This window comes from Singulisphaera acidiphila DSM 18658, from assembly GCF_000242455.2.
GTDB classification, from domain to species: domain Bacteria; phylum Planctomycetota; class Planctomycetia; order Isosphaerales; family Isosphaeraceae; genus Singulisphaera; species Singulisphaera acidiphila.
This window is the reverse complement of record NC_019892.1, coordinates 1,294,114-1,306,196: the sequence shown is the minus strand read 5'-3', so window position 1 is coordinate 1,306,196 and position 12,083 is coordinate 1,294,114. Positions and strand designations below refer to the sequence as shown.

Annotated in this window: 7 protein-coding genes; 5 read left to right on the top strand and 2 right to left on the bottom strand. The window is 63.4% G+C overall.

Annotated features, from left to right (window positions below; all coding sequences use genetic code 11):
- Position 1 precedes the first annotated feature (1 nt).
- The 3 genes from SINAC_RS05075 (at position 2) to SINAC_RS05065 (ending at position 3,930) form a co-directional block, all read left to right on the top strand.
- Complete coding sequence (locus SINAC_RS05075; protein ID WP_015244613.1) at positions 2-862, top strand: tetratricopeptide repeat protein; 861 nt, start codon at positions 2-4, stop codon at positions 860-862.
- A 216-nt stretch (positions 863-1,078) separates the two neighbouring features.
- Positions 1,079-2,224 (top strand): hypothetical protein, encoded by a 1,146-nt coding sequence (locus SINAC_RS05070; protein WP_015244612.1) that lies wholly within the window; start codon positions 1,079-1,081, stop codon positions 2,222-2,224.
- Between the two features lie 299 nt (positions 2,225-2,523).
- Positions 2,524-3,930, top strand: a complete 1,407-nt coding sequence (locus tag SINAC_RS05065; protein ID WP_015244611.1) for a spinster family MFS transporter — start codon at positions 2,524-2,526, stop codon at positions 3,928-3,930.
- Between the two features lie 951 nt (positions 3,931-4,881).
- On the opposite strand, the gene SINAC_RS05060 is transcribed toward SINAC_RS05065, so the two are convergent.
- Entirely contained in the window at positions 4,882-6,072 is a 1,191-nt protein-coding gene (locus tag SINAC_RS05060) for a HEAT repeat domain-containing protein (RefSeq protein WP_015244610.1), read from the bottom strand.
- A gap of 288 nt (positions 6,073-6,360) precedes the next feature.
- Between SINAC_RS05060 and SINAC_RS05055 the strand changes: the two genes are divergently transcribed.
- The gene (locus tag SINAC_RS05055) at positions 6,361-7,200 is read left to right on the top strand and encodes a hypothetical protein (protein ID WP_015244609.1); all 840 of its coding nucleotides are present in this window, start codon (positions 6,361-6,363) and stop codon (positions 7,198-7,200) included.
- A 116-nt stretch (positions 7,201-7,316) separates the two neighbouring features.
- Entirely contained in the window at positions 7,317-7,943 is a 627-nt protein-coding gene (locus tag SINAC_RS05050; protein ID WP_015244608.1) for a hypothetical protein, read from the top strand.
- Positions 7,944-7,968: 25 nt separating this feature from the next.
- Here the strand turns inward: SINAC_RS05050 and SINAC_RS05045 are convergent, their stop codons facing one another.
- Positions 7,969-12,048: an AsmA-like C-terminal region-containing protein gene (locus SINAC_RS05045; protein ID WP_015244607.1), complete on the bottom strand. Its 4,080-nt coding sequence runs from the start codon at positions 12,046-12,048 to the stop codon at positions 7,969-7,971.
- Between the last annotated feature and the right edge of the window lie 35 nt (positions 12,049-12,083).

Sequence of the window (12,083 nt, the reverse complement as noted above, 5' to 3'; positions counted from 1 at the left end):
TATGAGCACAAACACGCCTTACGTCATCGATACCACTTCTGAGACCTTCGAGAAGGACGTAATCGAGCGTTCCTCGGAACTGCCGGTGGTGATCGACTTCTGGGCCGAGTGGTGCGCCCCTTGCCGCACCCTCGGACCGATCCTCGAGCGCCTGGCAGAAGAGTACGACGGGAAGTTCCTCCTGGTGAAAGCAAACACCGAGGAAGTGGCCCAGCTTGCCTCCGCCTTCGGTGTCCGCTCGATCCCCGCGGTCTTCGGCCTGGTCGATGGCCGGGTGCGAGACTCATTCGTGGGAGTCTTGTCCGAGTCCGCGATCCGAGCATTCCTTGATCGCCTGATGCCGACACCGGCGGAAACGGCGATCAAAGAGGCGAAAGGGCTGGAGGCAACCGACAGCCAGGCCGCTGAGGCCAAGTATCGAAGCGCCCTCGAGTTGCTCCCGAACGAGCCGGCGATCAAGATCGGGCTGGCCCGGACCTTGCTCGCTCAAGACCGGCTGGAGGAGGGGCGGGCCCTGATTACCGACCTCGAGCGCAGGGGCTTCCTCGAGCCGGAGGCCGAGAAAGTGAAGGCCGAGCTCACCCTGCGCGGTCAAGGCCAGGCGACGGGCGGGGTCGAGGCGGCCCGCGCCGCGGTGGAGGCCAGCCCGAACGACCTGCCTCTCAAGCTTGCGCTGGCGGAAGCCTTGGCCGCCGCCGGCCAGTATGAAGCGGCCCTCGACCTCTGCCTCGAACTCGTCGAACGCGACCGTAAGGGAGTCGGCGAGTCGGCCCGCAAAACCATGCTCGCGATTTTCCGGCTCCTGGGCGACGCGGAGATCGTGGGCGACTACCAGCGGAAGCTGGCCACCGTCCTCTTCTGACACCGTGTCGGCAAGCGGCCGATTGCTCTTGAGCCCAAATCCATCCTTTGCTAAGTTCCGTCATCGCCCGGTCCCCTGACCTGCGCAACCGGTCAACTCCAAGGATGGTATGCGCCATTTTTTTTTGGCGTTCCATCCGCTCGATCGACGTCGCTCGAACCGATTCCACTGAACTTGAACTTGCCCCGACGCCAGCCCGGCAAGGAGGCCACTGGCATGGACCGCCGCTCGGCCATGTTCCTGACGCTTCTGGGAGGCCTCGTCCCCCGGGGCCTACTTGCGCAATCCAACAAGCGACGCGCCTCGCCCGCTTCGACCAAAGGCCGCGGCACGGCCCTGGCACCAGCGACGCGACGGCCGCGCACCGACGATCCCGTCGACACCGATTCGGAGGCAGCGGAGGAGGAAGTTCCTCCCAACCTGCCCGCCGAACCGGGCCAGCAGTGGCGGAATTACGATATCTCCCACTACACCAGCCTGGCGACCAATCAAAATAACCCGCAAAATGCCATCATCGAGTGGATCTTCCGCCGGACGACCCAGGCGGAATGGCACGGCGACAAGATCGCCGTCCTGAGCGCCAGCCGAACCCAGGTTCGCGCCTATAACAATGCTAACGTCCTCAAGAAGGTTGACGAGGTCGTCGAGCGGTTCACCAATGCCGAGCATGACATCCTCTCGATCCGGGTCCGCTTCGTCGCGGCCGTCGACAGCCGCTGGCGGTATGCGGTCTACTCCCGGCTGACCCCCGTCGGCAGCGGCCCGCAAGGCCAGCAGGTCTGGACCTTGAAGACAGAGGACTCCGCTTTCGCCTTGGCCCAGATGCAGATCCACCAGGGGTTCAAGCTCCTCACGGATCGCAATGTCGAAATGGTCAACGGCCAGACCCTCGTGATCAAGACCTCCGAGTCGCGTGGCTACACGGGTGGACTCCAACGCGAGAGCGCGGCGGGACTCGGCTACCAGCCGCGCACCGAGCAGCTCGAGGAAGGGGTCACGCTCAAGCTCAGCCCGCTGCTCACCTACGAAGGGGACTCGCTCGACGCGGCCATCGAGCTGACGGCCAACACGGTCAAGAACTTCCACCGCACCCGGGTCATCGCCCCACGCGAGGTCGGACCGAGCGAGCTCACCATCGATGTCCCCGAGGTGACCGAATCGCGGCTGAATCAGACGGTCAAGAGCTGGCCCCTGAAACAAACCTTGCTGATCTCGGCGGGGATCCAGCCGGGCATCCTGCAATCCAAGAGCGGCTTGTTCAACCTCCGGATTCCGGGCACCGTTCCGACCGGCACCGAGTTACTCGTCTTCATTGAGGCCGAAGCCCAGGGACGCGCGGCATCCGCCCGCGACCGTGAATAATCGAGCCTCCCGCTCGACGCTCAATTCCTTGTCGACCAGCCACCCCCATCGCGATCGAGTTGGCTTCGGCAAACGGTCGGAGAGCCGGCGGCCGTTCCTGCTCAGACGACTCCGGACACCGGGGAACGGCGGAGCTTTGCCTCAATTAAAGGGAAGGGAAGTTCCCTCCCTCCCCGAAGACGCTTCGCTCAGGAACCCGCCCGGGCTCCGGGATCATCCGGTCTCGCCACTCGACGTCGGTGCGGGTATAACCAACGTGTCACCCTTGAGCCCGTCCCTTGAGAGGCCCCCGCGTCATCATGCAGTCTCCCACGTCCGGCCCGGCGGTGGCTTCCGATCAAGAATCCGGCATCGTTCCGACGTTGACGGGAGCGCGATTCGCCCTCTGGGTGCTGTTCAGCATGAACCTGCTGAACTACATCGACCGCTACTCGTTCTTCGCGGTCGGCACGCACATCAAAGACGCGTTGCAGATCAATGACTTCCGGCTCGGACTGCTCAACTCGTCGTTCATGATCGTCTATACGATCGCCTCCCCGCTGGTCGGCTGGTTCGGCGACCGCTATAGCCGCCGGGTGATGCTGGCACTCGGTGTCGGCCTCTGGAGCGTGGCGACGGTCGGAACCGCATTTTCGCAAACATACCAGCAGATGTTCTTGTGGCGATCACTCCTCGGTATCGGCGAGGCGACCTACGGCGTCATTGCCCCCGCGTTGCTGGCCGACCTGTTCCCGCCGAAGCAGCGGGGTCGAGTGATGGGCTTGTACTTCCTGGCCTTGCCGCTCGGCGGCGCGCTCGGCTATGGGATTGGCGGCTGGGTGGCCGATGCCTGGCACTGGCGGGCGGCGTTCTGGGTCGTCGGCTTGCCTGGCTTGCTCGTGGCGCTGCTCGGCCTGGTGATTCAGGATCCCGGGCGGGGAGCTTCGGAAGGGAAGACACACGCCGGGAAGGCCGACCGGCCGACCATCCGTGACTATCTTGCCCTGTTCCGGAACCGGACTTTCCTCTGGAATACGGCCGGAATGGCGGCCGTCACGTTTGCGAGCGGGGGCTACGCCGCCTGGGGTTCGACGTTCTACCAGTCGGTTCGAGGGATGTCCGCCAAGTCCGCCGGGCTCTGGATCGGCGGGCTAACCGCCGTGGCCGGCCTGCTCGGGATCGCCTGCGGGACCTGGTTTGCCGACTTCCTGTTCAAGTTCACCCGTCGCGCCTACCTCCTGATGGCCTGCCTTGCCGTCCTGATCGCGATCCCGTTCGCCCTGCTGGGGATCCTCGATCCCGACCTGGTCACTTCGCTCGGCTTGCTGTTCGTGGCCATGGTGATGTTGGCCTCGGTGCTCGGCCCGTGCAACGCCGTCACCGCCAACGTCGTCCCCTCGAATCAGCGGGCCGCCGGCTATGCACTGAGCATTTTCCTGATTCACCTCCTAGGCGACATCAGCTCCCCGATCCTGATCGGCACGATTTCCGACCTCTTCGGTGATCCAAGCATCGCCTCTTCGGCGATCGGCGAGATGCTCGCAAGCCTGGGCGCGAAACCGGTCCGCGAGAGCAACCTGATCGTAGGGATGCTCTCCGTGGTGCCGGTCATGATCTTCGGCAGCCTCTTCTTCTACTTCGGCTCGCGTCATCTGCCCGAAGACCAGGCCCGTGCCGAACAATACTCCTCCTCCGACGACTCGGCGGGCGTGCTCCTGGGGCACTGACCTCTGCCATGCAGCGTACTGTCGGAGACGGGAATTTCCGGCCAAGCTGCTTGCCCGCCCCCAAACCACCCTTCAAAAAACTGGCTTGAGCAGAGCTTTCGCTCGTCTGAAAGGCGAGTGGGGAGCGTAAGAGCTCCCCGTCCGGGGGATCGGACTTCTCCCAGGCGTGGACCAGAAGACGTAGGAAGCTCAGCCTCCCCTCAAAAGTTTCGCTCACCTGAAAGGCGAGCGGGGAGCGGATCGCTCCCTCTCTTTTGGGAGTTCGCATGCGAGTAAACCGGAAGACAGCAAGCGATCAGCTCCCGCTCGCCTCTGATCTTCTACCATCCAGACAAATGGAATGCATAGACTCCCAGTCTTCCTCGAAGCGAGTGAGCCGGGCCAACGCAACGAAACATCTCCATGCCTCATCTTGACCCTAGAGCGATCCCGCCTCGGCAAACGAAGCCTATCAAAAAAAAGGTAAGCGCTCGGCAGTTGGTGCGTGTATCGGAATTCGACGGAGGTCGATCAAGGCCGCCAGGACAACCGAACGACCAGTTCAGGTCGTAAACTTCCTTACTCAGATTCGCGTACCAGATGCCGAGCGATAGGGAAAAAAGGAGAATTTAACCACGAATGACACAGATGACACGAATGAAGAAAAAAATAAAAATGATTGAATCTCTTTGTTTTTATTCGTGTCATTTGTGTCATTCGTGGTTAAAAATTGGGTAAGCGCTCGGCAGTTGGTGCGCGCATCGGAATTCGACGGAGGTCGATCAAGGCCGCCAGGACAACCGAACGACCAGTTCAGGTCGTAAACTTCCTTTTCAGACAGCGTTCCTTATCCAAATTCGTGCACCAACTGCCGAGCGCGAGGAAAAAAAGCGAACAGCGGCGGCCCGATGCTCGATCGGGCCGCCGCCGTCCGTGATTGTCGGTTCGTCTTCTGTCAGGCGAGTGTGCTGATCAATTCGCCTTGGGAGCCAGGCTCGGCGAGCCGGGCAGGGGGGGGAGAGCGACGGTCTTCTCGGCGGCCGGGGGGACGATCTTGCTGGCGGCCTGGCGAACCTGAGGCGACTGGTCGGAAGAGGCCATCTCGGCAAGCCGCTCGCGGACTTCCGGGGAGAGCCGACCGGCCAGGGCTTCAACAGCGCTGGCGCGGACCGACGGTTCGCTGTCTCGGGTCAACAGGAGGAACCAGACAACCGGGTCGATGTCGGTCCGGTCGCGAAGCAAGGGGATCACCGAGGCCCGCAGAGCCGGCTTGGGATGGTAAACCATTTTGCCGAGGCTGATCTGCTCAGCCGTCAGGCCGCGCGTCTTGAGAATCGCTTCGGCCGTCTCGGGAACGCCCGCCTCGGGGTCGTACAGCCGCTTCAGGAGCGCTTCCTCGGTGAGAAGGGCACGACGGCCGGCGAACGAGATCATCACCTGGCGGCGCACCTCGCCAGCTCCTGGGCTCATGTCTTCCAGATAAGGGATCGCAGGCGCGGCCGCCGAATTGATCGGCACGGTGCCCAGGCAGGCGACCGCAGCCAACCGAACCTTGGGCGAACGGTCTGCCAGGGAGCGAACCACGGGGGTGTGCAGGCCCAGCTTCCAGTCAGCCAGAAGATCCTCTTCGGCGGGCGTGGGCGCTCGACCGGGCAGCCAGCCCCAGAGTCGGCTCACCTCGGTCAGGGTCGAGACCCGAACGTCGAGGTCGGGGTCGGCCATGCCCGAGGCCAGAATGTCATGGACCGGCGTCAGAATCTTGGGCCATGAGGCCGGGGCTCCCTCCGCCGAGACCGAGAACCGATTGAGGACCTTCGTGGCCACGTTCAGAGCCGTGGCCCGTCCATAGGCCCCATACTTCCGATAGCCCGTCCGCACCGCCGCCAGCGTTTCGAGCCACTGCGCCGTCTCGTCCTCGCTGACCCCCGGCTTGTTGGTCGCCGACACCTGCTCGTAGAGGGCGGTCAATGCCTTCGCATCGCCGTCCCGCAACGCCGGAGTCAGCACGGACAGTGGGGTGTTCGCATCGAGCTTCGCCGCGACCGGTCGAGCCGCCGGTTTGCGACTCCCCATCATTCGGTATCCCCCGATCGCCAACCCAGCCACAACCCCCAAGCTCAGAACGCCCGCAATCCAAACACCCGTTTGCCGTCGCTCTGGCATGGTTGCCTCCGTGCAAAGACCGTAATCCTCCCAATCCATTGGAGCGGCATCATAGTGCGATTCCGAGATCCGGCAAGATCATTTACTCAAGCCTTGCAGGCAGGACAATCAGGCTACCTAAAACCCCTTATTTCCCAACAACCCCAAAAATTGCCGCAATCGGGGAGGCTCGATCAGGAATCAGGCCGATTCGACCGATTAATAAGCAAGGTGAACGCGAGGGCTACGGGGGAGGAGACCCCGACAGCTCCCCTGGCGTTCCGCGGCTTTTGCCTCAACGGAGTTGCCATGAATTCCCCCGTGGATCGCCGAGGGCTGGCGACCTGGATGATCGCGCTGGCGGCGCTGCTGGCCGGGAACTGGAATGGGTCCCCCGCCTTGGCCGGCACCGCGAAGCCGGATCCCGCGCAAGTTGTCCCGATCGACCAGATCGCGCCCGAGTACCGTGAGAACGTGGCGGAGGTCATCCGCGATCATACGTTCCATCGCAAGGGCGCGCCCGAAACGTTTCCGTGCAACCCGCGGATCTACCTGAGCCTCCTAAACGAGCCTGCGCTGACCCTGGCCCTTTGGCAGGACCTGAGCACTTCACCGGTTCAGCTTCAGCAGATTGGCCCGAATCAATACCAAGGGAACGACGGCAACGGGGCGAAAGCGTCCTGGGAGTTCGTCCACCGCTCTCCCAAGCTGCATGTGCTCCTGTGTAACCTCGACTACACGAGTCCTCGGGGCGCCGCCCACCTTCAGGCTCGGATTGTGCTGATCGTGCACTCGGGCTATTATCGCGAAGTCAACGGCGAGCACTGGGTCCAGCACGACGTCGAAGCTTACGTCAAGGTCGATTCCAAAGGCTGGAAAGCGGTCGCCCGAACGATTCGCCCTCTGATCGAGAAGCTGCTCGAAGACCAGGTCCGCGAGGCGGGTTGGTTCGTCTCGCTGATGGGACGGCTGGTCGGGATGTATCCCAACTGGGCGTGCCAGGTCACGATGAAGCAGAATCAGATTCAGGCGGAAACTCGGGAACGGTTCCGCGACGTGGTGATCCAGACTCGACGTGCCGGGGCCTTCACGGGTCGACCAACGATGGTCGACAACGTTCCGGCAGACCCGGCGGTCAAACGCCGTTGACCTCAATCGGTGCCGTCTTTTATTCCCACTCCCTCGATCGAAATGGATTTCGCGCGAGGGAAGGTCGTGGGAACGGCGTCGAATGGATCGGATGAGCCTTCAGACGAGGGGCAAGGATGCACCCCACTCTGCGACATTGCCTGGAGGCGACGTCTCGCGTCGTCTCCCGCCTGTTGCCTCAAGGATGCCGATCTCCACAAGCGAAGTCGAAGCGGCGTCGTGCCGCGCCCGAGCTGACGCCGCTGGAGGACCGCGTTCTTCAGTACTTCAGCGTCGACGCCACAGTCGTCCCTTCGACGCTCTGGCCGCCGAACGACCGCTATGTACCGGTGACCGTCACCGGCACCCTGCGCGAGTTCTCGGTCGTCAACAACAAGCAGGTCTTCCAGGAACTCGGCGGCCCCAAGAGGGCGACCTTCCAGGTGACCGATGAGTACCGCCGCGATGAGCCCTCCGGGCCGATCCAGCTCGAAAGCCAGGGGGGTGGCAAGTACACCTTCTCCGTAACCTTCCACCTCCAGGCGAGGCGGGCCGAGCAATTCATCGCAGGCCGGCGCTATTATATCAACGTCGCAGCGCGTGACATTGACGGCTGGGCGGCCAAGCAAATCGCCGTCCAGGTCCCTCGGACCCTGCAAGACCGAGGCCCCGGACCGCTCCAAGATTTCCCCACGAAAGGGCACGTCAAAACGAACGCCAAAGGGCATCCCAAAGCCCCCAATCAGGGCCGTCTGGTGAAATGACTGAGCAAGCGGGGCGAGCGATCGATCATCGCAGAAACCCGAGCGGCAGCTTGAGCGCCCCCGCGAAGAAGGTGGCCGCGGTCTTGGCCACAAGGATCGACGCGTCGATGGCGACGATCGGATTCTTGAGCGTTCCGGTCACGCGGAGCTTCACCAGCCGGTTCGATAAATAGGTCCCGATCCGAGCAAGAGCCTGTTCGCTCCGCCCCAGCAGATCGTTCAGGCCGGGGATCAGGGAGACGAGGGCCAGGCCCGTTTCGGGGATGATCCGGTTGGTGTTGACCAGGACTTCCAGATTCAACTGGGTATCGAAACCGACCGTCCCCGTGGCATGCAACTGAACGAGCCGCCCCTCGAGGGTGAACGACTCGATGATCAGTTGTCGGTTGGCGATCGTGCCGACCAGGTCGCCGTCGTCGAACAGGCCGCCACGCTCTGAGCCGAGGAATTTCCCCACCTCTCGGAAGACCGGAATCGAGAAGAGGGCGGCGTCGTCCAGGTCGAGATTCACCTTCCCTCGGTAGCGTTCAGGCCGATTCAGGTCGGTGCCGGACAAGGAAATCCGACCTGAAATCCGGCCTGAGGCAAGTCGGCTCGAGTCGGATCCAAGCCGATTAAGCATATAAAGATCGATCGCCTGGAGCTCGACCTGCCCCTGAAACGAGCGATCGCCACCGAGCCGGAACGAGGCGTCGCCGCGAACCCGCCCCCCCGCGAATCGCGCAGAGGACTGGCGCAGTTGGATGTGGCCCGCTCCGGTCGACGGACTGAACACCAACACGGCGGGAGCCCGCAGCTCATTGATCGGCAGCCCGGCGATTTGAGCCTGATCGACGGTGAGACCGACATCGGCGCGAAGGTCCTGGTCCAGTCTTCCCGAAACTTGCAGCGTCCCCAACCCGGAAAGATTCGTCGCCAGCGACGGGGCGAAAACCAGCATCCGTTTAAGTGCGACCCGATCCATTCGGAGGTTGAAGCCGGTCTCAGAGTTTCCTTGAGTCGGCGTCGTTCCCCAGAGCACACCGCTGGCCGACCCTCCCAACAACTCGCCGTTCAGTGGGTCGACCCGCCAGACGGTCGGCGACTTCGCAACCACCCCGCGCAACTGGCCGACCGGTTCTTTTCGGTTCCACATCAGGTCACTGAGTTCCAGGAACCCGTGCACCCAGAGGCCCTTCGTTGTGCCTGCCAGGACAGTCCGGATGTTTGCGTCGACCGTCCCTTGACCGGAGAGAAGTGAGAAGCTGCCGGCGATCGGGAACGCTTTCCAGAGCTGATCCAGCGCGAATCCGACGAACCGGAACTCGCCGTCGGCGGCATTGCTCGGAATGGGCGGTGGAGTGGACGTCAGCGGAAAATCGCCCAGGACCTTGAGCTTGCCCCCCAGGCTGTCGGCGGTCACCTCATATTTCAGGATGCCCTGATGGGCGCGGATCGAGCCCCGAGCTTGCTCGGCCGGGATCCCCTGAAAGGTCAGGTCGGGCGAGGCAATCCGCACCTGGGCGTCAAGGCCCTTTGCATTTGCCGGAACGACGAAGGCCACACTTCCGTCAGCTCTCCCCGTGAGCTTGAGCCCCTGCCCGGGAATCAAGGCACTCAGGCGAGCGGTATCAATCCCACTGAACGTGGCACTCCCCTCGGCCGCCCCCCCACCGGTCACGGGGATGGTGGCCTCGGCCGAGATCCGGCCCCCGAACGGACGCGCCTCCACATCCGAGATCAGGACCGAAGCGCGATCGGTCATCCAGCGGAACGGGACATCGCCGAGCGGCACCGGCCCCGCCTGGAACCGAGCGATCCGCCCTTTCCCGTCCGTGGTGAGCGTCCAGGGGGACATCGTCCCCCGCGCCTCGGCATGCGCACTCAAGGTGCCGCCGACCGGCGAAGGCTGGGGGGCGTTCGGCACCAGGGTGACGATCGACGCCAGATCCCAATCTTCGACGTTCAGCGTGGCCCGATACGCGAGCGGCGGCTTCAGATCGAGCTCCCCCTTGACGCTCAGCGGATGTCCGGCCATTTGAGCCGTCAGACCGGGAAGATCGAGGCGTCCCTCCTTCAGGAGGAACTGGAGCGCAACCCGGTCGAGGGCCGCGTCTCGGTATCTGATCTGGACGCTCTCCGCCTTGCCCGAAATCGTCCAGGCGGCCGGATCGCCGGCCCGGGCGAGGTCGCTCGTCGCCTCGACTGTCATTGAGGCGAGACCAGTCAGCGGCGTCGGTCGAGGAAACAATGGCGCGGAGAGTTCGCACAAAGGGAGTTGATTCCCCTCGAACCGCGCCGAAAACCCGCCTGGTGGCGCAATCTCCGCACGAAGTTGGCCACGAAATCCACCGGGAGGCAACGGCCCTTGCTCAGGTACGTTGGGGACCAGCGGCTCAGCCGGAGGACTGTCAGGGCCCCCGTCAGGCCGAGCAACCAGAACCCCACGCAGGTCCTTCAAATCGAGAATTCCCTTCTCGAGATCGAGCCGGGCGGTCAGGAGCGAGAAGTCCACATGGAAGACCGAGGCCCCCTTCAGCGTTGCATCACCATGAAAAACATACTGTCTGATATCGCTAAGCTGACCGAGCGGAATCGTCGCCTTGGCCTTCAGGCTCAACTTCCCGGTGACCGGCACCGGAAACGGGAAGGCCGCAAGGAACTGAGCCTTGGCGATCAACTCGGCGACATCAACATCCTCCAGCTCAATCTGGGTCGAGATCGTCTTGGGCAATTGCACCGCGAGCTTGGGGAGTTCCTCGTCCTTGGCCGCCGGCGACTTGGAATCCGTCGGCGTCTGGAACGCAACCAGTGCCTGGGCGGCGAGGGCCCTCCAGGCCAGCCTCGGACCGACCGGCTGACGCGGGGAGAACAACGCAATCAGCCCTTGGAAGAGGCGTTCCACCCGCGTTTCATCGGCCGAAGGATTGGTGTCGTACTCGAGGTCATTCCCTTGCGCCCGCATCGCCAGGCGGAGCACCTTGACGGGAATCCCTTGAATGCGTGCGTTCTCCACGTTGGCCTCGCCGGTCGACCCCGAGAGGTCGACTCCTGACGGCTTCAAGACCGCGTGAAGCGCGACCTTCCCCGTCAGAAGCCCGGTGATCCCGGACTTATCAAGCTGCCAGAGTTTGGGCGTTTCCTCGACCTTGATCTTCTTGAGGTGCAGGTCGAGATTAATCTGGGGGGGACTGCGATCAAAATCCAAGGTGCCACCGCCGTGAACCTGACCGCCGATCGCCTGCCCCTGGACCTGCTCAACCTGGACGAGCCCCCCGTCGACCCGCAACGTGCCGGTGGTTTTGGCAGCCGCCAGTTCCAAAGTGGGAAATTGAGCGGACGTACCGAGCAAGGTGACCTCAGTCTTCGCCTGGAACTCCGGGATTCGGCCCGTGGTCCAGTCAAGGCGAACCTCCACGTCAACCGGCCCGCGAGGAACGACGTGGGTCCAGACCTCCGACGGGATGAACGGAACACGAGCCAGCGTCTTCGGATCCGCCTCGACGCGCGCCCCTTTCAAGAGGACGTCGCCGCAAAGATCCGCAGGGGCGATCACGCCCGACGCTGTCCATCGGCCCCAGGTTGGGTCGTCGGTCCGTCCGGAAAGGACCAAGGTGCGGCCGCTGGCATCGGGCTGAAGCTGGGCGACGACGTCGGCGACGACCATTTCGTCGGTCCTCCCCTCGCCTCGAATCACCACCCGCGTGGAATCGGCCGAAATCACGGGCAGGCGGGGGAACTCATCGTTCGCTTTCAGCGCGGGCAAATTGAGGAAATTCCCGGCCTTGTCGACCCGGAAAGTGATCTCGGCCCCATGAAAATCGATCCGGCCGGGGAAAAATCGGCCGCCGAGCAACCGCCAAACGGAGAGGTCGGTCGACACGCGCTCGACCGTGGCCAGGACTTGTGAGTCGGCATTCGCCTGCTCGTGAACAGTGAAGCCGACGACCCCCGCCGATCGGCCGTTCAGCCACCAGTCGCGAATCGTGACCTTGCCTTCGACTTGCCCTTGGATCGCGCGGACGATCAAGGCGGGGACCACCCAGGTCCGCATCACCACAAAACCCAAGAGAGCCACGACCAGCCCGCCCCCGACTGCTTTCCGGACCTTGGTTGAGATGGGCATAGACGGGGTCCTTCTTGAGCGACCGGCCGGGTAAT

Excerpts from the sequence above, each read along its gene's own strand:
- SINAC_RS05075 (WP_015244613.1), top strand. The coding sequence starts at position 2 with ATGAGCACAAACACGCCTTACGTCATCGATACCACTTCTGAGACCTTC.
- SINAC_RS05070 (WP_015244612.1), top strand. The coding sequence starts at position 1,079 with ATGGACCGCCGCTCGGCCATGTTCCTGACGCTTCTGGGAGGCCTCGTC.
- SINAC_RS05065 (WP_015244611.1), top strand. The coding sequence starts at position 2,524 with ATGCAGTCTCCCACGTCCGGCCCGGCGGTGGCTTCCGATCAAGAATCC.
- SINAC_RS05060 (WP_015244610.1), bottom strand. The coding sequence starts at position 6,072 with ATGCCAGAGCGACGGCAAACGGGTGTTTGGATTGCGGGCGTTCTGAGC.
- SINAC_RS05055 (WP_015244609.1), top strand. The coding sequence starts at position 6,361 with ATGAATTCCCCCGTGGATCGCCGAGGGCTGGCGACCTGGATGATCGCG.
- SINAC_RS05050 (WP_015244608.1), top strand. The coding sequence starts at position 7,317 with ATGCACCCCACTCTGCGACATTGCCTGGAGGCGACGTCTCGCGTCGTC.
- SINAC_RS05045 (WP_015244607.1), bottom strand. The coding sequence starts at position 12,048 with ATGCCCATCTCAACCAAGGTCCGGAAAGCAGTCGGGGGCGGGCTGGTC.